The organism is Arthrobacter sp. N1 (genome assembly GCF_048288285.1).
Taxonomy (GTDB): domain Bacteria; phylum Actinomycetota; class Actinomycetes; order Actinomycetales; family Micrococcaceae; genus Arthrobacter_D.
Map to the genome: position 1 here is coordinate 36,026 of NZ_CP102608.1, position 19,549 is coordinate 55,574.

Below are 19,549 nucleotides of genomic sequence, written 5' to 3' on the forward strand. Positions count from 1 at the left end.
TCCAGCTTAACGGTCGTGCGGCAGGCAGCCATGATCGGCCGCTCCCGCCACGCGCTACTGTGATCAGGTGTCCACCGATCAGCCCCGAAACCTCTCCGTGGGCTTCGTGCCGGGCGTCACGCCGGGCAAGTGGGTGGCCCGCTGGCGTGAGCGGCACCCGGCCGTCCCCCTAGACCTGCACCAGCACGACGACGACGCCCTGGTGGCACTGCGGGAGGGGGCCGACGACGTCGTGTTCGTCCGCCTGCCCGTGGACAGGGAGGGGATCCACCTGATCCCCCTGTATGAGGAACAGCCCGTTGCCGTGATGTCCCGGGAGAACGAGCTGTCCCTCTACGAGGACATCCCCGCCGGGGAGCTCGACGGGGAGACCCTGCTCGACGTCGCGGAGTGCGGCGGTCCGAGGACGGCGGTGGAGGTCGCGGCCTCGGGCGCCGGCGTCGTGATCCTCCCGATGTCCCTCGCCCGCCTCCACGCGCGGAAGGACGCCGTGCACCGCCCGGTGGAGGGCGTCGCGACCACCACGATCGGGATCGCGTGGCGTGTGGAGGACGAGTCCGACGATGTCGAGGAGTTCATCGGGATCGTCCGCGGCAGGACGGCCCGCAGTTCCCGCCAGCCATCCCAGCGGGAGGCGCCGAAGAAGTCGGCGTCCAAGAAGGCCGCTGAGAAGTCGGCGAAGAACGCCGGCACCGCCTCGAAGACCACCGGAGGGGGAACGGCGCGGAAGGGCGGGTCCGTGCAGAAGGGCGGCAGGACACCGCAGAACAAGCAGTCCCGGCCATCGGGCTCCCGGGGGAAGCGCCGCTAGCAGGCGGGTCCGCCCCGCTCCCGGTCAGGCCTGCGCGGGCTGTCCGTTGCTGGCCATGGTGCCGCCGTCCACCGGGAGGACGACGCCGGTGATGAACCGGGCGTCGTCACTCGCGAGGAAGGTGATGGCTGCTGCCACCTCGTCAGGGAGCCCTCCGCGCCCGAGGGCGATGCGTCGGGCGAATTCGTCGTCGAGCTCGTGCGGCTCGCCGTCCTCGCTGGTGAGCTCCGTCCAGACGAAGCCGGGGGCCACGGCATTGACGCGGACGCCGTCGCGCCCGTGGTCGAGGGCCACGGCGCGCGTGAAATTGCTGACGCCTCCCTTGGCGGCGTTGTAGGCGCTCATGCGCCAGTCGGCCGCGAGTCCGGACACGGAGGAGACGTTCACGATGCAGCCCCTGCTGTCGAGCAGGTGGGCCAAAGCCGCCTTCGTCCCGTAGAACACGCCGGAGAGGTCGGTACCGAGCACGCGGTGCCAGTCCTCGACGCTCGTGTCCTGCACCGTGCCCTGCGTGATGGTCCCTGCGTTGTTGACGAGGACGTCGAGCTGTCCGAAGCGATCCACGGTGGCCTGCACCATGGCCGCGACCTGGTCGTAGTCCGAGGAGTCCGCGGGAAGTGACACCGCCCGGCCCTCGGGCAGCGAGGCCACGACGGCGTCGATCTTCTCGGCGACCGAATCGGTGAGCACCACCCGGGCGCCCTCGGCGACGAACCGCCGTGCCGTCGCCTCGCCGATGCCGGATCCGGCCCCGGTCACGATGACCACCCTGTCCTCGAACCGCTGCATCGCGGCTCCTGCCCCCGGTGCATCCATGGGTCATCCACTCCTCGTCCGCTCGTCACGCATCGGCCACCGGTCCGCCGTCGGGATCGCTCCCGCCCGGACCGTACGGGTCCTGATGACCCGTCATCGACGGTGACATCCGTCCGTCCACGCGCACAAGGCGTCGATCCGTCCCCCGATCCGCGGTATCACCTGCTACGCGGACGGCACGACGAGGTGACAGGGGCCCGCCCGCAGGTCGCGGACGGGCCCCTGTCGACGTCGTTCGCGCGTCAGCCGAGGGAGGCGAGGGAGAAGACCGCTGCAGCGATGGCGAAGCCCATGACGCCGATGGTCGTCTCCATCACCGTCCAGGTCTTCAGGGTGGTCTTGACGTCCATGTTGAGGAAGCGGCCCACGAGCCAGAAACCGGAGTCGTTGACGTGGCTCGCCACGACCGACCCGCCGGCCACGGCGACCACGAGGGCTGCGAGTTGCAGCGCGTTGTAGTCGCCGGCGAGGATCGCGGGCGAGATCAGTCCTGCCGCCGTGGTCAGGGCCACGGTCGCGGAGCCCTGGGCGATGCGGAGGATGGCGGCGATGAGGAACCCGGCGACGATCAACGGGATGCCGAGGTCCCCGAGGACGTCGGCGAGGGCGTCACCGATACCGCTCGTCCGGAGTACTCCACCGAACATGCCGCCGGCCCCGGTGATGAGGATGACGGAGCAGACGGGACCGAGTGCGGCCTCGAGCGTGCTCTCGAGCACCGTCTTGTCGATCCCGCGCCTGCGCCCGAGGACGTAGGAGGCGACCAGCAGCGAGATGAGCAGGGCCACGGGGGTCTCCCCGATGGTACGGAGGACCTGGAACCAGGCCTGGTCGGTGAGGCTCTCGTCGAAGGCGCCGGAGCGGGCCGCCGTATTGAGTCCCGTGTTGAGGAAGATCAGGACGAGTGGGAGCAGGAGGATCCCCACGACGGTGCCGAACTTCGGGGGGTTCGCCTCGGCGTGCTCGTCCGCGGTGCCGAGGAGCTCGGGCACGGGGAGCACGTACTTCTTCCCGGCCCAGATCCCGTAGAGGTAGGAGGTGACGTACCAGGTCGGGATGGCCGCGACGAGGCCCACCATGATCACGATGCCCACGTTCGCTCCGAAGAACTCGGACGCCGCGACCGGTCCCGGGTGCGGCGGCACGAAGATGTGCATCACGGAGAAGGCACCCGCTGCGGGCAGGCCGTACCGCAGGACACCCCCGCCGAGCCGGCGTGCGACGGAGAAGACGATGGGCAGCATGACCACGAGCCCGGCGTCGAAGAAGATGGGGAAGCCGAAGATCAGGGAGGCGACGCCGAGCGCGAAGGGCGCACGATTCTCGCCGAAGACGCGGATCAGGTAGTCCGCGAGGACCTTCGCCCCGCCACTGGTCTCGACGAGGCGGCCGAGCATGGCGCCGAGTCCCACGAGGAGCGCGACGGCGCCCAGGGTCGAGCCGAAGCTCCCCACGAGGACGGTGACGATCTGCGAGGTGGGGATCCCGGTCGCGAAGGCCGTCACGAGGCTGATGATGATCAGCGAGACGAACGCGTGGATCCGGAGCTTGATGATCAGGAACAGCAGGACGACGATCGCGGCTGCGGCGATCAGGAGGAGTGGACCGGCGGTGAGGCTCTGGGTCCAGCCTTCGATGGGCATGGTGGTTCTCCGTCGAACGGGGTGGGTGGGGGACTAGGTGCTGTGCAGGTCGAGCCGGGTGATGACCTCGGCGACGACCTCGGCGGGCGTGCCGGTGTTCTCGATGCGCACGCCCTGCTCGTCGGGCTCCAAGGGCTCGAGGGTGCTGATCTGCGAGGGCAGGAGCGACTCGGGCATGAAATGGCCGCTCCGCGTCTTCATCCGATCCAGGATCAGGTCGGTGTCGCCGAGGAGGTGCACGAAGCGGACGTCGCCGTCCGCCCCGGTGAGGACGTCACGGTAGGACCGTCGGAGGGCCGAACAGGTCACGACGGTGCTCAGCCCCGCGTGTGCCTGCTCCGTCAGCCATGCCCGAATCGACTCGAGCCACGGCCAGCGGTCCTCGTCGGTGAGCGCGATGCCCGACGTCATCTTCGTGATGTTCGCTGGTGGGTGGAAATCATCCGCCTCGGCGAAGACCCAGCCGAGCTGTTCGGCCATCCGGGTGGCGATGGTCGTCTTGCCGGATCCGGAGATCCCCATCACGACCACGTGGTGTGGGTGCGCGTCCATACTGACTCCCTCGTCGATGCGATGCGGTGCGGTGCGGTGCGGTGACCTGCTGTGCGGCTCCGCCGCGGCGAACCCTGGCGAGCCGTGTGCGGCAGGTCACGGCTCCGCGTGGTGCACAGCAAAGGTAACACCTTTGGGCGAGCAAAGGTACTACTTTTGTTCGGTCGTGCGCTCTAGAGTGGGACGACCGGCGGAGCCGCCGGAGCACATCGAGGAGGACCATGACGGCGCAGCCGGTTCCGGCCGGGAGGAACGCGGGTGCGGCGACCGTCCTCACCACCCACATCATCGACGCGCTCGGACAGGACATCACCGACGGCGTGCTGGCCGAGGGCGCCCGACTGACCATCGAGGGTCTCCAGCAGCGGTTCGGCGTCTCCCGCACCGTCGTGCGCGACTGCATGCGGGTCCTGGAATCGATGCACCTGATCGTGCCGAAGCGACGGCTCGGACTCGTGGTCCAGGCTCCGGCGAGCTGGAACGTCTACGACGCCAGGGTGATCCGGTGGCGCCTGAACGGGCCGGGCCGCGCCGGCCAGTTCCGCTCGCTGACGCATCTTCGCCGCGCCGTCGAACCCGTGGCGGCAGCGCTCGCGGCAGAGCATGCCTCGTCCGACCAGCGGCTGCGACTCCTGGACCTCGGACGCGACCTGCGCCGCCTCGGCGAGAACGGCGACCTCGAGGAGTTCCTGGCCGTGGACATCGAGTTCCACACGCTCATCCTGGAATCCAGTGGCAACGAGATGTTCCTCGCCCTCCAGGGGGTGATCGCGGAGGTGCTCTCCGGCCGGACGCATCAGGGACTCATGCCGCACCATCCCAAGGAACATGCCCTCCGGACTCACGAGCAGGTGGCCGAGGCGATCAGCAGCGGTCATCCGACCGCGGCTGAGACGGGAATGGCGTCGCTCCTGGCCGAAGTGCGCAGCGCCATCGAGTAGGGCGTCGATCGGGGTCGATTCCGATCGAGGCCGATGCGGGCACGAGGTCCGGACAAAAGGACGCCGGACGGGCCTCGGACGGCGGACACTCACGGGTCGAAGTGGGTCTCCGGTTCCACCTGCCCGATCGAGGCGACCACCGAGGCGGCGATGTCCCGGACCTTCTGGTTGCGGCTGCTGGACACCGTCGTCAGGATGGCGAAGGCCTCCGCCTGGCTGCACCGGTTCTGGGCCATGATGATGCCGGTCGCGATGTCGATCGCCGTGCGGGACTTCATCGCGGACTTCAGGTCGGACACGGAATCGGCGTGCTGCGCGAGCCGCACCGCGAGTGTCAGCGCCTTCGAGGTCTGGGCGACGAAGGCCTCGGCCGTCGCGACGTCCTCGGCTGCGAAGCCGCCCCGGTCCGCCGCGTACACGTTCAGCGCGGCACGAGCACCGGATCGGAGGGTGAAGGGCACGGCCAGGATCGAACCGACGCCCCGCCCTGCGGCCTGCGCGAGATAGTCGCTCCACCGTTCGTCGGTGCTGGTATCGGCGACCAGGACGGTCCGCTGCTCCTCGCAGGCCGTGAGGCAGGGCCCTTCACTGAACGAGGCCTGGAGTTCGTCGAGTTCCCGGGCCTGCGCGTTGCTGCTCGCGACGGTGCCGGCATGCTTGTTGCGCAGCAGCGTGATGCCGCACGGGGTCTCGGCGGCTCCTTCGAACAGTCGGGATGCCGCGAACCGCGTGAACTCGCTCAGGAACTCCTCGACGTCGTCGCTGACGAGGAGGAGGTCCTGGAGGTGATCGGTGAGGTTCTGCCCGGCGACCTGGTCGGCCATGGATTCTGATCCCGTTTCGTCCAGCCACCGGGCGGCATGTGCATCGCACCCGTCGAGGGCGTCCGGACGTCCTCTGGAACCGAGACACAGCCCCAGGGCATGTGTGATCGGCCTTCTGCTAGACCATTAGTCAGCCTACATAGTACAAGAGGCAGGCCCCCGCGCCCCGACAGGGGAGGGGAGGCACCGATGGGTGCCTCCCCTCCTGACGGGACCGGGTCCTGCGGGTCAGACCGTGGCGTGATCCGTACCGACCGGCGTGACGACCTCGGCGGTGGGTTCCATGTTCTCGGCGTCGACCATCCACGCATACTGCTCGAGCTTGGCGATGAAGCCGTGCAGCAGGTCCGCGGTGGTGGGATCCTCCTCGTCGATCTGGTCGTGCACGTCGCGCATCGTCTTCACGGAGGCGTTCAGCATGCGCACCACGAGACCCACGGTGTCCTTCGTGGAGACGAGGCCGGCCGGGAAGGGATCGATCTTGGTACCCTCGGCGACGGCGACGCTGCGTCCGTCGGGAACGGCGTGCAGCGCACGCATGCGCTCCGCCATCTCGTCGGCGAAGGCGCGGGCGTCGTCGATGATCTCGTCCAGCTGCAGGTGGAGGTCGCGGAAGTTCTTGCCGACCACGTTCCAGTGGGCCTGCTTGCCCTGCAGGTGGAGCTCGATGAGGTCGACCAGGACAGCCTGCATGTTGTCTGTGAGGGTGGGTGAAGCCTTCATGAATCCTCCAGTGCTAGAGAAATATCCGCCTCCCGCAGGCGCATCGGACGTGCCGATTCCTGCCGGGTGGACTCCTTTCACACTAGCCCCGCGCGTTGGCCAAATCCAACCGATCTGCCTACGCTAAGGGAACTTACGGTTCGGCCGTGCGCTGTACCCGGAAACGGGTTATGCACGGCCCCCGGAGTCTACGAAGGAGGAACGCTTTGGCTTCAGTGCAGGAATCTATCGACGTAGCAGTACCGGTCAGCACGGCCTACAACCAGTGGACGCAGTTCGAGAGCTTCCCGCAGTTCATGGGGGGCGTCGATTCCATCACGCAGACCTCGGACACCCACACCCACTGGGTGACGAGCATCGGCGGCGTCAAGCGCGAGTTCGACGCGGAGATCACCGAGCAGCACCCGGACGAGCGCGTGGCGTGGAAGAGCACCGACGGCGAGTCCCATGCGGGTGTGGTGACCTTCCACCGCCTCGACGAGAACACCACACGCCTCATGGTGCAGATCGACTGGCACCCGGAGACCTTCACCGAGAAGATCGGTGCGGTGGTCAACGCCGACACCGCGCAGGTGAAGGGTGATCTCAAGCGCTTCAAGGAGTTCATCGAGAAGAGCGGCGGCGAGACCGGCGCATGGCGCGGGGACGTCGAGGCTCCGCCCACCGGCGGGACCACGGACGCGATCCCGGCGAACAGCACGCTGCCGGACACGTCCACGAACGACCCGGATTCGGGCGGCCCGCGCGTCGGCTGATCCGGGAGGACGGCCGCAGGAACTGCGGTGCTGCACGGCGAAAGGGCGGATCCCCCCGGGGGTCCGCCCTTTCGTGCGGCTAGGGGATCTCCCCGACCTCGATCGTGGCGATGGCCTCGGTGGCCTGCCGCGACAGCTCGGCCGAGAGCGGGGAGCTCTTCGCGGCCTCGGCGGCCTCGGCCTGGCCCTCCGGACTGACGGCGTACGTCCCGAAGGCGCGCACGACATCGGCGGTGGCCTGGTTCTCGTAGCGGCTGCAGTACACGTGGTACGAGACCAGGACGAGCGGGTAGACACCCGCGGCGGTGGTGGTGCGGTCGAGGTCGAGGGCGACATCGTGGTCGGCCCGGCCCGGGACGCGTGCGGCGAGGTCGACGGCGGCGGCCGCGCCTTCCGCACTCACGGGGACGTAGTCGTCGCCGACCTTCAGCGCCACTCGGCCGAGCGGAGCACCGACGGAGGAGTCGTCGGCGTAGGTCACTGCACCGACGGTACCGGCGACGGTGCTGACCACGCCGGCGTTGCCCTTGGCGTTCTCGTTGTCGAGTCCCGAGGGCCAGGCGCCGTCCGGCTCGTCGGTCCAGATCTTGGGCACCACGGCGTGCAGGTAGTCCGTGAAGTTCTCGGTGGTCCCGGAGTCGTCGGACCTGCTGACGGCGGAGATCGGCAGGGACGGGAGGGCGACGTCGTTCTGCGCGGCGATCGCCGGATCGTCCCAGGTGGTGATCTCCCCCCGGAAGATCCGTGCCACTGTGTCGGCGTCGAGGTCCAGCTGGGTGATGCCGGGCAGGTTGAAGCCGATGCTGATCGGGGAGACGTAGGCGGGGATGTTGAAGGCTCCTTCCGGACCGCACGCCTCCACGGAGTCCGCGAGCTCCTCGTCGCTCAGGTAGGCGTCGGAGCCGGCGAAGCCGACGGCCCCCGCGAGCAGTGCACCGCGGCCCGCACCCGAGCCGTCCGGGGAGTACTGCACCTGTGCCTTCGGGTAGAGCGTGGCGAAGCCCGAGCGCCAGGCGTCCATCGCCGGTCCCTGCGCGGAGGACCCGGAGGCGGTCACGGCGCCCTGCAGGCTCGCATCCCCACGCTGCGCCGCTGCTTCCTGCTCCGCACCCAGCGGGTAGTCGGAACCGCAGGCGGCCGATCCGACGACGACGGCGACGGCGACGATGGGCAGGGACATGGCGCGGCTTCTCACCGGAGCTACGTTACAGGTGGCGGGAAGGTTGCCCCAAGGTGGACGGCAGGTGGACGGGGAGGTCGACCTGCGGCCTTCCGGGGCGTCAGCCCCGGTGCAGCCGGTAGCCGTCGGCCCGGTGAACGAGTCGTCTTCCGGCGCCGTCATTGAGGTGGATCCAGACGATGGAGGCGTCGTCGGTCCGCATGTCCAGGACGCCGCGGAGCTGGGTGCCCGCCGGGTGGTGCAGGGTGATGCGTTCACCTCGCCTGAAGCCGGACCAGTCCTGGGCCTCGGGCTCGGTGGCGGGGATGGGCGAAGTGTCCATGGCGTGGCCTTTCGGGTGGCGGGATCCCCACGGTAGCCAGGGCCGCTGAACGCGGCATGAACGCACCCTGAAAGTTCTTCCTCCACCTGCCCCTGCGTGGTCAGAGCGTGCGCCACTCCCCGCTGGTGAGGTGTGAACCGGCCTGCGGTCCCATGAGGAGCATCCCGCCGTCCACGACGAACGAGGCGCCGTTGACGTAGCTGGAGGCGCCCGATGCGAGGAAGGCGACGACGTCGGCGATCTCCTCGGGCGCTCCGGGCCGGCCGAGCGGGATACCCGGGCGATCCATGGTGCGGGGGTCCTGGTCCTCGGAATCGTTCATGGGGGTGTTGATCTCGCCCGGCAGCACGGCGTTGGCGGTGATGCCGCGGTCGGCGAGTTCGAGGGCGATGGTCCGGATGAGGCCACCGAGGCCGTGCTTGGAGGCGTCGTACGCGGCTGATCCGACGCGGGGCTGCTCCTGGTGCACGCTCGTGACGGCGATGATGCGCCCGCCCCGCCCGCCGTCGATCATGTGCCGGGCGGCCCGCTGGATGCAGACGAAGGCTCCGTCCAGGTTCGCGCCGAGGGTGCCGCGCCAGGTGTCCCAGTCGGTCTCCATGAACAGGGTGCCGCCGTTGACGCCGGCATTATTGACGAAGACGTCGAGGCCGCCGAGCTCTCGCGCCAGCTGGTCGACGACGTCCCCGCAGGCAGGTGCATCGGTGGTGTCCAGCTGCGCGACGGCGGCCGTGACGCCCTGCGCCCGGACGAGCCGCGCGGTCTCCTCGGCGCCTTCCTGGTCGGAGTGCCAGGTGACGCCGACGTTGCATCCCGCCGTCGCGAGGGCGACGGCGGTGGCGCGGCCGATCCCCGAGTCGGAGCCGGTGACGATTGCTGAGCTGGGTGTGAAGTTCATGCTCCATCCTCCGCACGGCTGCGGAGAGCCCGCAAGGAGAATCTCCGGGGCGCGGCAGGACACCCGGAACGGTTGCCCGGGGGTCCTGGGGTGGGGACAGCGAGGTGTTCGCCGGGGACGAACGGGGGTGGATACGCGGAAGACCCGCACCGACGGATCGGTACGGGCCTTCTGCTGGATGTCCTCGTGCCTGCGCGGGGCCTCGATCCCCGGGCCTTCCGCGTGTGAAGCGGATGCTCTACCAGACTGAGCTACACAGGCAATTGGTTCTCCAACAGCTTAGGGCATCGCGGCGTGGCGCCAAATTCCGCCCGGCCCGGCCGCGGCGGCCCGGCGGATGCTGGTCATCGTTCCGGGCCGTCAGTAGCCTGAACAAAGGGCCGGCCGTGCCGGCGCTCCGACCACGAAAGGACTTCACCATGGACGACCAGGACATCCTCCAGCGCATCCAGGCACTCGTGCAGGAGGAGCACGAGCTCCGCGACCAGCCCCAGGACGCCGGTGACGGCGCAGCGCACCAGGACCACGCGACGCGGCTGAAGAAGGTCGAGGAGGACCTGGACCAGTGCTGGGACCTCCTCCGGCAGCGGCGCGCCAAGGCCGACGCCGGGGAGAACCCCGCCGACGCCGATGCCCGGCCCGTCAGCCAGGTGGAGGGGTACCGCCAGTAATGGCCCTGCCCCTCGTGCTGTTCGACGTCAACGGGACCCTCTCCGACATGGGCCGGATGACCCAGCACGTCGAGGAGATCGGAGCGCCGCCGCAGCTGGCGGGGCTGTGGTTCGCCACCGTCCTCCGTGACGGGTTCGCGCTCACGGCGGCGGGGGAGAACCCCGCCTTCCGTGCTGTCGCGGAGGGCGCCCTGCGGGTGGTGCTCGCGGATCAGGTGCTCAACCGGGACGTCGACGACGCCGTGGCCCACATCCTGACCGCGATGCAGCAGCTGCCCGTCCACCCCGACGTCGTCGAGGGCATCCGCGGTCTCGAGGAGGCCGGTCTCGAGCTCGCCACCCTGACCAACGGTGCGGCGGCGACGGCGTCGAACCTGCTCGGGCGCGCCGGTGTCCGGGACGCCTTCTCGGCGGTCCTGTCCGTCGAGGACGGGCCGGGCTGGAAGCCTGCCGCGGGCGCCTACACCCATGCCCTCGCCGCCCTGGGACGGCGCGCGGACGAGGTCGTCCTCGTCGCCGCGCACCCCTGGGACATCGACGGCGCCTCGCGCGCCGGCCTCCGGACCGCCTGGCTGAACCGCGATGCCGCGCCCTACCCCTCCGCCATGGTGCCCCCGGATCACGAGGTGACGCAGCTCGCCGATCTGCTGTCGGCCCTCCGCACCTGACACCGGCCTCCCCGCCCGTGGCCGACGCAGCGGCTCGGACCCGGTCCGCATCCTTCGAAGGAGAACCATGAGCGACCTCACCGCATTCGCCCTCGTCTGCAGCCTCACCCCGTCTCCCGAGCCGTCGAGCTCCGACCTCATGGCCCAGCACATCCTGGACCAGTTCGCGGCCCGCGGCATCGGGACCTCGAGCGCCAGGGTGGTCGACCACCACGTGGCGCCGGGAGTCCTGAAGGACATGGGCGACGGCGACGAGTGGCCGGTGCTGCGGGAGAAGATCCTCGCCGCGGACATCCTCGTGCTGTCCACGCCCATCTGGGTGGGGCACCCCTCCAGCCTCGCGCAGCGCGTCATGGAGCGGCTCGATGCGGACATCGCCGAGACGGACGAGGAGGGCCGGCCCGTCATGGCCGGGAAGGTGGCCGTCGTCGCGGTCGTGGGCAACGAGGACGGCGCCCACAAGACGATCGCCGACATGATGCAGGGCCTCAACGACATCGGGTTCTCGCTCCCGTCGCAGGGTTCGACGTACTGGGTGGGCGAGGCGATGCAGGCCGTCGACTTCAAGGACCTCGCACAGGTGCCCGATGCCGTCGCCATCACGACGGCGGGCGTGGTGCGCAACGCCCAACACCTCGCCACCCTGCTGCGCCGGGAGAACTTCCCGCTCGAGTAGGCGGTATCAAGAACGCGTAAAGAGGCGGGCCGGAGGGACCCGCGTCGGGTTGACTGGGCGACTGGTGCGGAACGTCCGCGGCAGTCCCATGAACCCGGAAGGCCCGAGTATCCCGTGAGGTCGAGCAGAGAGATCCTCAGGGACGCCGCCGCAGTGGTCGCCTCGGGTGCCCGCCCCTTCCTTCGGGGTGCCGCTGCCCGGGCCGCGCAGCTCGCCCCCCGTCATCCGGCCCAGGTGATCGTGCTCGGGTTCGCCGGCGCCGTCCTCGTCGGCACCCTGCTGCTGATGCTGCCTACGTCGAAGGGGGGCGCCGGCGGTGCCACGTTCCTCGAGGCCCTGTTCACCGCGACGTCGGCGGTGTGCGTGACCGGCCTGATCGTCGTGGACACGCCCGTGTACTGGACCGGCGCCGGACACGTCATCATCCTCGCCCTCATCCAGCTGGGCGGTTTCGGCATCATGTCCTTCGCCTCGCTCCTCGGCGTCCTCCTGGCCCGCCGCATGGGTCTCCGGTCCCGGGTGTCTGCGGCTGCGGAGACCCGGAGCGTCGGCTTCGGCGACGTCCGGAACGTGCTCCTCGGCGTCCTGCGCATCACCCTGCTGGTCGAGTTCGTCACCGCCGTGGTGCTCGCCGTGCGGTTCGCGCTCCGCTACGGATACGGCCCGGCCGAGGCGGCGTGGCTGGGGGTCTTCCACTCGGTCTCGGCCTTCAACAACGCCGGGTTCGCCCTCTTCAGCGACAACCTCGTCGGCTATGCCGGGGACCCCTGGATCTGCCTGCCCGTCTGCGCTGCCGTCATCATCGGCGGACTCGGGTTCCCGGTGCTCTTCGAGCTGCGCCGTCACATCAGGTACCCGCGGAGGTGGCACACCACCACCAAGCTCGTCCTGGGCGGCACGGTGATCCTGCTGGTGGTCGGCACCGTCTTCATCACCGCCGTCGAGTGGTCGAATCCGGATACCCTCGGCGCCCTCCGACCCGAGGAACGTCTCCTCGCAGGCTTCTTCCAGTCCACCATGACGCGCACCGCGGGCTTCAACAGCGTGGACTTCGCGCAGCTGAACCCGGTCACGCTGCTCGCGATGGACGTGCTGATGTTCATCGGCGGAGGACCGGCGGGTACGGCCGGTGGCCTGAAGATCACCACCTTCGGCGTGCTGTTCTTCATCCTCTACACCGAGATCAGCGGGGGGACGGCCGTCAACGTGTTCGGCAAGCGCCTGCCACGGTCCACCCACCGCCAGGCCATCTCGATCGTCCTGCTCGCCGTCGGGCTGGTCATCACCGCAACCATGTTCCTCATGCTCACCACCGATTTCGGGTTGGACAGGGTCCTCTTCGAGGTCGTCTCGGCCTTCGCGACGGTGGGCCTGTCGACCGGCATCACCGCGGCCATCCCGCCGGCCGGGCAGGTGGTGCTGATCCTCGTGATGTTCGCCGGCCGCCTCGGGCCGGTCACCCTCGCGTCGGCGCTCGCGCTCCGCTCCAAGCCGCTCTACTTCGAATACCCCAAGGAAAGGCCGCTCATTGGCTAGGCAACGCATCTTCTCCTCCCGGCCCATCGAGGCGATCGCCGCGGCAGAATCCGTCGCCGTGATCGGGCTCGGTCGCTTCGGGGGTGCACTGGCGCTCGAGCTCGAGGCAGCCGGCACCGAGGTCCTCGGAATCGACGTCGACGAGGACGTGGTGCAGTCCTTCAACGGTCTCCTGACGCACGTGGTGCGGGCGGACACCACCAAGGAGGAGGCGTTGCGCCAGCTCTCCCTGCCGGAGTTCGACCGCGTGGTCGTCGGGATCGGCAGCGACCTCGAGGCGAGCATCCTGACGACGTCGATCCTCCTGCGCTTCGACCGCCCCACCCTGTGGGCGAAGGCCATCAGCGAACCGCACGCGCAGATCCTCTCGCAGCTCGGGGTGGAGCGGGTCATCCGGCCCGAGCACGACATGGGGAAGCGCGTTGCACACCTGGTGCGCGGCACGATGCTCGACTACGTGGAGTTCGAGGACAACTTCGCGATGGTCAAGACCCGTCCGCCGCGGGAGTACTGGGACCGTGAGCTCGGGACCACGGGACTGCGGGCGAAGTACGGCATCACGGTCGTCGCCGTGAAGCGCAAGGGCGGGGCGTGGGACCACACGACGGCGCAGACCACCCTGTACGACGACGACGAGATCATCGTGGCGGGGCCCACGCGCAAGGCGGAACTCTTCAGCGCGCTCCTCTGAGGCGCGGCATCGGGGCCCCGGGCATCCGGCCTCCGGCGGTGACCGGGTGGGCGGTCGGACGAACAACCCGATAGGCTGGTAGCTCTGGTGAGCCGGGAAGTCTGGTCGGCGCTCCCAGGAGCGTGCCCGATCGAAGGACCCCCGGTGAACGACCAGCCAGCTTCCCCGCAGCATCCGGCGCCGCCCGGCAGCCACGTCTTCTCCCGCAGCAGCTACCCGGAACACCTGCGCATCTCGACGATCCTGCGCAAGGAGACGGTCGGCGGGGCACTCCTGCTCCTGGCCACCGTCCTGGCACTGATCCTCGCCAATTCGCCTGCCGCGGACACCTACTTCTCGGTGCGCGACTACAGCTTCGGCTACGAACCCTGGCACCTCCGGCTCAGCGTCGGCACCTGGGCGGCGGACGGCCTGCTCGCGATCTTCTTCTTCCTGGCAGGGCTCGAACTGAAGCGCGAGTTCGTCGCCGGCGACCTCCGGAAGTTCGACCGCGCGATCGTCCCGGTCGCGGCCGCCGCGGGCGGCGTCATCGTCCCCGCACTCGTCTACGTGGCCATCACCGCCACCGCCGGCCCCGAAGCCCTGCGCGGCTGGGCCATCCCCACCGCGACGGACATCGCGTTCGCCGTCGCGGTGCTCGCCGTCGTCGGCTCGTTCCTGCCGAGCTCGCTGCGGATCTTCCTCCTCACGCTCGCCGTCGTGGACGACCTCCTGGCGATCAGCATCATCGCGTTCTTCTACTCGGAGGACATCCAGGCTCCTCCGTTGCTCATCGCCATCGTCCCGCTGGCCCTCTACGCCTTCCTCGCGCAGCGCTTTCCGACGTTCTTCCAGCGCAGGGCCTGGGCGCCCTGGCTCATCCTCCTGCCCCTCGGCTTCGTGGTGTGGGCGCTCGTGCACGAGTCCGGCGTGCACGCCACCGTGGCCGGTGTGCTCCTCGGGTTCGCCATCCCCGTCCTGCCGAAGGGGGCCGGGGTCGGCACGGCCGGAGCGCACGGCGGGGACGCCGTCGAGGTGCGCCCGCTGGCCGGGCACGACGACGACGGGCCGCTCCAGGCGCACGACGTCGCACCGGACGGTCTCGCGGACACCCTCGAGCACCGCATCCGGCCCCTGTCAGCGGGGTTCGCCGTGCCGGTCTTCGCGTTCTTCAGTGCAGGAGTGGCCATCGGGGGCATGGAGGGTCTGGTCAGCGCGATCACGGATCCCATCGCCGTCGGCATCATGGTGGCCCTGGTGATCGGCAAGCCGGTGGGCATCCTGCTCGCCACCGTCGCCGTCACGAAGACCACGAAGGCCAGCCTCGACCCGGACCTGGCGTGGGTGGACATCATCGGCGTCGCGCTCCTCGCGGGCGTCGGCTTCACCGTCTCGCTGCTCATCAGCGAACTGGGGTTCGGGCAGGGCACGCCGGAGGACGACCACGCGAAGGTCGCCATCCTGGCCGGATCCCTCGTCGCGGCGCTCACGGCGGCCGTCCTGCTGCGACGACGGAACGCCAGATACCGCGAGATCGAGGAGCAGGACAGGATCGACGCCGATCAGGACGGCGTGCCGGATGTCTACGAGGGGCGCTAGCAGTCCCTGAGCGGCCTCAGGGCTTCCGCCACAGCCAGGACAGCGTCAGGGCACCTGCGCTGCGACGGAAGCCACTCTGCCCGGACACGACCTCGAGGACCGCCCACACCGCGAGGCAGACGGCGCTCGCCGTGCGCAGGCGCTCGCGGTTCTGCTCCTCGAGTGCCATGAACGACGCCGCTCCCAGCAGGGCCCAGCCGAGGATCGGCGCGTTCGGCTTCTGGGCGATGGTCTGGCGTCCGAGGCTGTCGGTGAAGAATCCCATCACGCGCCCTTCTTCCTCGTGGCGGACGCCTTCTTGGCGTCGGCCTTCTTCTCGCGGTTCTTCTCGACGCTGCGGCGGAGGGCTTCCATGAGGTCGAGGACGTTGTCGCCGTCGTCCTCCTCCTCGCTCCTGCCGAAGGTCTCCTCGGTGTCGAGGGTGTCACCCTTCTCGATCTTCGCGTCGATCAGGGTGCGCAACTGGACCTGGTAGTCGTCGGTGAAGTTCTCCGGATCGAAGTCGGTGGAGAAGGAGTCGACGAGTGCTGCGGACATCTCCTTCTCCTTGGCCGAGATGCGGACCTTCTCCTCGAGGGCCGGGAAGGACGCCTCACGCACCTCGTCGTCCCACAGCAGGGTCTGCAGCATCAGGACGTCGCCGCGCACGCGCAGGGCCGCGAGGCGGCTCTTCTGCCGGAGCGAGAACTGCACGATCGCCGTCCGGTCCGTCTCCTGGAGGGTGCGGCGCAGCAGGACGTAGGCCTTGGTGGAGGTGCTGTCGGGCTCGAGGTAGTAGGCGCGGTCCAGCATGATCGGATCGACCTGGTCGCTCGGTACGAACTCCACGACCTCGATCTCACGGCTGCGCTCCACCGGCAGGGACGCGAGGTCCTCGTCGGTCAGCACGACGGTGTGCTCGCCGTCGTCGTACGCCTTGTCGATGTGCTTGAAGTCGACCACCTCGCCGCAGACCTCGCAGCGCCGCTGGTAGCGGATCCGCCCGCCGTCCTTGTCATGCACCTGGTGCAGGGAGATGTCGTGGTCCTCGGTGGCGCTGTACACCTTCACCGGCACGTTGACGAGGCCGAACGCGACCGCACCCTTCCAGATGGCTCTCATGGTCCAAGTGAACACCAAGCAGGCTTACCGGACCAGACCGTGCGGCCCGCCCCCCTCTAGACTTGTGGGGTGACCGAGACCGTAGAGCCCATCGTCAGCAAGACCACCACGGACGACGGCGGGACGGTGCTGCGGCTGGAGTTCCAGTTCGCGTTCCCGCCGACCGTCCTGTGGAAGCACCTGACGGACGAGGGCAAGTTGAAGTACTGGTTCCCCTGCGAGATGGAGTTCGAGCCGAAGAAGGACGAGGAGATCCTCTTCCGGTACGCGGACCAGAAGCCGCTGCGCGGGACGGTGCTGGAAGCCGAACGGCCCTCCGTCCTCGCCTACACGTGGGAGCGGGACACGCTGCGCTGGGAGCTCGCCCGCACCGGCGACAACGGGGCGCAGCTCGTGCTCCTGCTGACTCCGGGCAGCCCCCGCCATGCCGCGACCATGGCCGCCGGCTGGCACCTGACCATCGCCGGGCTCGACGATTTCCTGAACAAGCGCAACCTCGGACAGAACCCGGCGCTGTGGGACGTCTACGTGGAGCGGTACCGCGAGCAGTTCGCGTGACGGACAGGCGTGCGGGGTCCTGCCTGCCCCGTGCTGCTGATTGGTAGTGGAATACCACGGGCATCCGGTCAAGACTGGGTGAATGGCTCCTCCACGCTCCGCACGGCAGCAGACCGTCACCGTGGAAGGGCGCACCCTCCGGCTCTCCAACCTCGACAAGGTGCTCTACCCGGCAACGGGCACCACGAAGGCGGACGTCCTCGCGTACTACGCGGCGGTCGCCCCGCAGGTCATCCATCACGCCGGCCATCGACCGGTCACCCGCAAGCGCTGGGTGCACGGTGTGGGCACTCCCGAGGAACCCGGCCAGGTCTTCTTCCAGAAGAACATCGACGACAACGCGCCCGCCTGGGTGCCGCGGAACGCCATCCAGCACAAGGATCACGTCAACGTCTATCCGATGGTGGACGACCTCGCGACGCTGACCTGGCTGGGACAGATCGCGGCGATCGAGATCCATGTCCCGCAGTGGCGTTTCGGGCCCGACGGCGGGAAGGGCAACGCCGACCGCCTGGTCCTGGACCTCGACCCCGGCCCCGGTGCCGGACTCGCCGAGTGCGCCGAGGTGGCGCTCATGGCCCGCACCATCCTGCAGGACATGGGGCTCGAGCCCTTCCCGGTCACGAGCGGCTCCAAGGGCATCCACCTCTACTGTGCGCTCGACGGACGGCAGACCTCCGAGCAGGTGTCCGCCGTCGCCCACGAACTGGCGCGTGCACTGGAGGCCGACCATCCGGACCTCGCGGTCAGCGACATGAAGAAGGCGCTGCGCGCGGGCAAGGTCCTCGTGGACTGGAGCCAGAACAACGCGAACAAGACCACCGTGAGCCCCTACTCCCTGCGGGGACGGTTCGAGCCGACGGTCGCAGCACCCCGCACCTGGGACGAGATCGAGGGAGCGGGCCTGGACCAGCTGGACTACCGCGAGGTCATGGAGCGCGTCGCGCGGCTGGGCGATGTCCTCGCCCCGGCCACCACCGCGCTGCCGGCGCCCGGCGGTGGTGCCGCCGCGCCGCCGTCCGACCGCCTGTCCACCTACCGCGCCATGCGGGACGCCACGAAGACGCCCGAGCCCGTGCCGGACACCGTTGCGCCGGCGGGCGGGAACAGCTTCGTCATCCAGGAGCACCATGCGCGGCGCCTGCACTACGACGTCCGGCTCGAGCGCGACGGCGTCCTGGTCTCCTGGGCCGTCCCGAAGGGACCGCCCCTGACGCCCAGCAGGAACCACCTCGCCGTCCAGACGGAGGACCATCCGCTGGACTACGGCTCCTTCGAGGGGACTATTCCGAAGGGGGAATACGGTGGCGGAGAAGTCACCATCTGGGATGCGGGCACCTACGACCTGGAGAAATGGCGCGACGGCAAGGAGGTCATCTGCACCCTGTACGGCAGGCCGGACGGCGGCCTGGCGCGCGGAGGCACCGCCATCCGCCGGTACGCCCTGATCAACACCGGCGGCGGGGCGAACGGCAAGAGCACCTGGCTCATGCACCTCATGAAGGAGCAGCCCGAGGACGTCCACGCAGCCGCGGAGCGCGGACCGGCGGGCAGTGGCGATGCCGGCGGTCCCGCGGAGCCTGCCGGGTCCACCGGATCCACCGAGTCCACCGGGGCCACCGGGGCCGCCCTGGTCCGGCCGATGCTCGCCACCCTCGGCTCGGAGCACTCGATCCCCGAGCCGGACCAGTGGGCGTACGAGATGAAGTGGGACGGCGTCCGGTGCATCGCCACGATCAGCGGCGGGACCGTCACGCTCACGAGCCGCAACGGCATCGACACGACGGCCACCTACCCGGAACTCGCTGACCTCCCGGAGCTCCTGAGCGCCGGGGATGCGGTGCTCGACGGCGAGATCGTCGCGCTGGACGCCAGGGGCAGGCCCGATTTCGGGCTGCTGCAGACGCGCATGAAACTCACGCGCCGGGCCGAGATCGACGCGGTGCGCACCCGGACCCCCGTGCGGTTCATGCTCTTCGACCTGCTCCGGCTCGACGGCAACGACCTCACCGGACTGCAGTACTGCCAGCGGCGCGAACTGCTCGAGAAGGCCGTCGACGCGGCGGACGACGGCCACGTGCAGGTGCCGCCCGCGATCGACGCCACCCTCGAGGAGGCGGTCGGGGCGAGCCGCCGGCTCGGCCTCGAGGGCATCATGGCCAAGCGCCTCACGAGCGACTACCAGCCCGGGGCACGATCGTCGTCGTGGGTCAAGATCAAGCACCTGCACACGCAGGAGGTCGTCGTGGTGGGCTGGCGGCCGGGCAAGGGCAATCGCGCGTCGAAGGTCGGCTCGCTCCTCGTCGCCGTGCCCGACGGCGTGGACCTGCGCTATGTCGGCCGGGTCGGTTCCGGCCTGACCGAGCGGGACCTCGCGGAGGTCGGTGCACGCCTGAAGAAGCTCGCGCGGAAGACCGCACCGCTGGGCGACGTCCCCGGTGCGGACGCGTCCGACGCCCACTGGGTCCGGCCGTCGCTGGTCGGCGAGGTGCAGTACAGCGAGCACACGGGCACGGGGCGCCTGCGGCACCCCGTGTGGCGTGGCTGGCGACCGGACAAGACGCCGTCCGACGTCGTCGTCGAACTGTGAGGGACCGGGACATGA

General features: G+C 69.5%; 21 protein-coding genes and 1 tRNA gene. 11 read left to right on the forward strand and 11 right to left on the reverse strand.

The window, feature by feature from the left end; genetic code table 11:
* Positions 1 to 67: 67 nt before the first annotated feature.
* Entirely contained in the window at positions 68 to 811 is a 744-nt protein-coding gene (locus NVV32_RS00165; protein ID WP_422390957.1) for a LysR family transcriptional regulator substrate-binding protein, read from the forward strand.
* A gap of 24 nt (positions 812 to 835) precedes the next feature.
* Here the strand turns inward: NVV32_RS00165 and NVV32_RS00170 are convergent, their stop codons facing one another.
* The 3 genes from NVV32_RS00170 to NVV32_RS00180 form a co-directional block, all read right to left on the reverse strand.
* The gene (locus NVV32_RS00170) at positions 836 to 1,627 is read right to left on the reverse strand and encodes an SDR family NAD(P)-dependent oxidoreductase (protein WP_422390958.1); all 792 of its coding nucleotides are present in this window, start codon (positions 1,625 to 1,627) and stop codon (positions 836 to 838) included.
* 242 nt (positions 1,628 to 1,869) lie between these two features.
* Entirely contained in the window at positions 1,870 to 3,270 is a 1,401-nt protein-coding gene (locus NVV32_RS00175; protein WP_055766091.1) for a GntP family permease, read from the reverse strand.
* A 33-nt stretch (positions 3,271 to 3,303) separates the two neighbouring features.
* The gene (locus NVV32_RS00180; RefSeq protein ID WP_422390959.1) at positions 3,304 to 3,822 is read right to left on the reverse strand and encodes a gluconokinase; all 519 of its coding nucleotides are present in this window, start codon (positions 3,820 to 3,822) and stop codon (positions 3,304 to 3,306) included.
* Between the two features lie 221 nt (positions 3,823 to 4,043).
* On the opposite strand from NVV32_RS00180, the gene NVV32_RS00185 reads away from it, so the two are divergent.
* A complete protein-coding gene (locus NVV32_RS00185) occupies positions 4,044 to 4,763 on the forward strand; it encodes a FadR/GntR family transcriptional regulator (protein ID WP_055766085.1) in 720 nt (239 codons plus the stop codon).
* A gap of 89 nt (positions 4,764 to 4,852) precedes the next feature.
* Here the strand turns inward: NVV32_RS00185 and NVV32_RS00190 are convergent, their stop codons facing one another.
* Both NVV32_RS00190 and NVV32_RS00195 read right to left on the reverse strand, forming a co-directional pair.
* Entirely contained in the window at positions 4,853 to 5,587 is a 735-nt protein-coding gene (locus tag NVV32_RS00190) for an ANTAR domain-containing protein (RefSeq protein WP_422390960.1), read from the reverse strand.
* A gap of 228 nt (positions 5,588 to 5,815) precedes the next feature.
* Positions 5,816 to 6,310, reverse strand: coding sequence for a Dps family protein (locus NVV32_RS00195; RefSeq protein WP_055766079.1), 495 nt, complete (start codon positions 6,308 to 6,310; stop codon positions 5,816 to 5,818).
* A gap of 215 nt (positions 6,311 to 6,525) precedes the next feature.
* Between NVV32_RS00195 and NVV32_RS00200 the strand changes: the two genes are divergently transcribed.
* On the forward strand, positions 6,526 to 7,065 hold the full coding sequence (locus NVV32_RS00200; RefSeq protein ID WP_321166889.1) for an SRPBCC family protein: 540 nt from the start codon (positions 6,526 to 6,528) through the stop codon (positions 7,063 to 7,065).
* Positions 7,066 to 7,144: 79 nt separating this feature from the next.
* Here the strand turns inward: NVV32_RS00200 and pstS are convergent, their stop codons facing one another.
* The 4 genes from pstS to NVV32_RS00220 form a co-directional block, all read right to left on the reverse strand.
* A complete protein-coding gene (gene pstS, locus NVV32_RS00205; protein ID WP_422390961.1) occupies positions 7,145 to 8,245 on the reverse strand; it encodes a phosphate ABC transporter substrate-binding protein PstS in 1,101 nt (366 codons plus the stop codon).
* A gap of 100 nt (positions 8,246 to 8,345) precedes the next feature.
* The gene (locus NVV32_RS00210) at positions 8,346 to 8,567 is read right to left on the reverse strand and encodes a hypothetical protein (protein ID WP_055766069.1); all 222 of its coding nucleotides are present in this window, start codon (positions 8,565 to 8,567) and stop codon (positions 8,346 to 8,348) included.
* Positions 8,568 to 8,667: 100 nt separating this feature from the next.
* The gene (locus NVV32_RS00215) at positions 8,668 to 9,465 is read right to left on the reverse strand and encodes an SDR family oxidoreductase (RefSeq protein ID WP_055766065.1); all 798 of its coding nucleotides are present in this window, start codon (positions 9,463 to 9,465) and stop codon (positions 8,668 to 8,670) included.
* A gap of 187 nt (positions 9,466 to 9,652) precedes the next feature.
* A tRNA-Val gene (locus tag NVV32_RS00220) sits at positions 9,653 to 9,726 on the reverse strand.
* A 158-nt stretch (positions 9,727 to 9,884) separates the two neighbouring features.
* Between NVV32_RS00220 and NVV32_RS00225 the strand changes: the two genes are divergently transcribed.
* The 6 genes from NVV32_RS00225 to nhaA all read left to right on the forward strand — a co-directional run bounded on the left by NVV32_RS00225 (position 9,885) and on the right by nhaA (position 15,285).
* Complete coding sequence (locus NVV32_RS00225; protein WP_055766063.1) at positions 9,885 to 10,136, forward strand: DUF2630 family protein; 252 nt, start codon at positions 9,885 to 9,887, stop codon at positions 10,134 to 10,136.
* Complete coding sequence (locus NVV32_RS00230) at positions 10,136 to 10,804, forward strand: haloacid dehalogenase type II (protein ID WP_055766059.1); 669 nt, start codon at positions 10,136 to 10,138, stop codon at positions 10,802 to 10,804. Before NVV32_RS00225 ends, NVV32_RS00230 begins: the two co-directional genes overlap by 1 nt.
* Before the next feature lie 67 nt (positions 10,805 to 10,871).
* Positions 10,872 to 11,480, forward strand: coding sequence for a flavodoxin family protein (locus NVV32_RS00235; RefSeq protein ID WP_055766057.1), 609 nt, complete (start codon positions 10,872 to 10,874; stop codon positions 11,478 to 11,480).
* Between the two features lie 153 nt (positions 11,481 to 11,633).
* On the forward strand, positions 11,634 to 13,016 hold the full coding sequence (locus NVV32_RS00240) for a TrkH family potassium uptake protein (RefSeq protein WP_055766054.1): 1,383 nt from the start codon (positions 11,634 to 11,636) through the stop codon (positions 13,014 to 13,016).
* Positions 13,009 to 13,707, forward strand: a complete 699-nt coding sequence (locus NVV32_RS00245; RefSeq protein WP_235498623.1) for a potassium channel family protein — start codon at positions 13,009 to 13,011, stop codon at positions 13,705 to 13,707. Before NVV32_RS00240 ends, NVV32_RS00245 begins: the two co-directional genes overlap by 8 nt.
* A gap of 144 nt (positions 13,708 to 13,851) precedes the next feature.
* A complete protein-coding gene (nhaA, locus tag NVV32_RS00250) occupies positions 13,852 to 15,285 on the forward strand; it encodes a Na+/H+ antiporter NhaA (protein WP_422390962.1) in 1,434 nt (477 codons plus the stop codon).
* A gap of 16 nt (positions 15,286 to 15,301) precedes the next feature.
* Here nhaA and NVV32_RS00255 read toward each other — a convergent pair whose 3' ends face one another.
* Positions 15,302 to 15,550: a hypothetical protein gene (locus tag NVV32_RS00255; protein WP_055766047.1), complete on the reverse strand. Its 249-nt coding sequence runs from the start codon at positions 15,548 to 15,550 to the stop codon at positions 15,302 to 15,304.
* Positions 15,550 to 16,386 (reverse strand): Ku protein, encoded by an 837-nt coding sequence (locus NVV32_RS00260; RefSeq protein ID WP_055766044.1) that lies wholly within the window; start codon positions 16,384 to 16,386, stop codon positions 15,550 to 15,552. Before NVV32_RS00260 ends, NVV32_RS00255 begins: the two co-directional genes overlap by 1 nt.
* Before the next feature lie 69 nt (positions 16,387 to 16,455).
* Between NVV32_RS00260 and NVV32_RS00265 the strand changes: the two genes are divergently transcribed.
* Together NVV32_RS00265 and NVV32_RS00270 are read left to right on the forward strand one after the other, a co-directional pair.
* Complete coding sequence (locus tag NVV32_RS00265; protein WP_055766042.1) at positions 16,456 to 16,944, forward strand: SRPBCC domain-containing protein; 489 nt, start codon at positions 16,456 to 16,458, stop codon at positions 16,942 to 16,944.
* An 82-nt stretch (positions 16,945 to 17,026) separates the two neighbouring features.
* Complete coding sequence (locus NVV32_RS00270; RefSeq protein ID WP_422390963.1) at positions 17,027 to 19,534, forward strand: ATP-dependent DNA ligase; 2,508 nt, start codon at positions 17,027 to 17,029, stop codon at positions 19,532 to 19,534.
* Positions 19,535 to 19,549: the final 15 nt, after the last annotated feature.

Bases quoted from the DNA above. Each gene is read 5' to 3' on its own strand.
- NVV32_RS00235 (WP_055766057.1), top strand. From the start codon at position 10,872: ATGAGCGACCTCACCGCATTCGCCCTCGTCTGCAGCCTCACCCCGTCT.
- NVV32_RS00230 (WP_055766059.1), top strand. From the start codon at position 10,136: ATGGCCCTGCCCCTCGTGCTGTTCGACGTCAACGGGACCCTCTCCGAC.
- NVV32_RS00255 (WP_055766047.1), bottom strand. From the start codon at position 15,550: ATGGGATTCTTCACCGACAGCCTCGGACGCCAGACCATCGCCCAGAAG.
- NVV32_RS00215 (WP_055766065.1), bottom strand. From the start codon at position 9,465: ATGAACTTCACACCCAGCTCAGCAATCGTCACCGGCTCCGACTCGGGG.
- NVV32_RS00185 (WP_055766085.1), top strand. From the start codon at position 4,044: ATGACGGCGCAGCCGGTTCCGGCCGGGAGGAACGCGGGTGCGGCGACC.
- NVV32_RS00175 (WP_055766091.1), bottom strand. From the start codon at position 3,270: ATGCCCATCGAAGGCTGGACCCAGAGCCTCACCGCCGGTCCACTCCTC.
- NVV32_RS00210 (WP_055766069.1), bottom strand. From the start codon at position 8,567: ATGGACACTTCGCCCATCCCCGCCACCGAGCCCGAGGCCCAGGACTGG.
- NVV32_RS00195 (WP_055766079.1), bottom strand. From the start codon at position 6,310: ATGAAGGCTTCACCCACCCTCACAGACAACATGCAGGCTGTCCTGGTC.
- NVV32_RS00180 (WP_422390959.1), bottom strand. From the start codon at position 3,822: ATGGACGCGCACCCACACCACGTGGTCGTGATGGGGATCTCCGGATCC.
- NVV32_RS00190 (WP_422390960.1), bottom strand. From the start codon at position 5,587: ATGGCCGACCAGGTCGCCGGGCAGAACCTCACCGATCACCTCCAGGAC.
- pstS (WP_422390961.1), bottom strand. From the start codon at position 8,245: ATGTCCCTGCCCATCGTCGCCGTCGCCGTCGTCGTCGGATCGGCCGCC.
- NVV32_RS00170 (WP_422390958.1), bottom strand. From the start codon at position 1,627: ATGGATGCACCGGGGGCAGGAGCCGCGATGCAGCGGTTCGAGGACAGG.
- NVV32_RS00225 (WP_055766063.1), top strand. From the start codon at position 9,885: ATGGACGACCAGGACATCCTCCAGCGCATCCAGGCACTCGTGCAGGAG.
- NVV32_RS00260 (WP_055766044.1), bottom strand. From the start codon at position 16,386: ATGAGAGCCATCTGGAAGGGTGCGGTCGCGTTCGGCCTCGTCAACGTG.
- NVV32_RS00270 (WP_422390963.1), top strand. From the start codon at position 17,027: ATGGCTCCTCCACGCTCCGCACGGCAGCAGACCGTCACCGTGGAAGGG.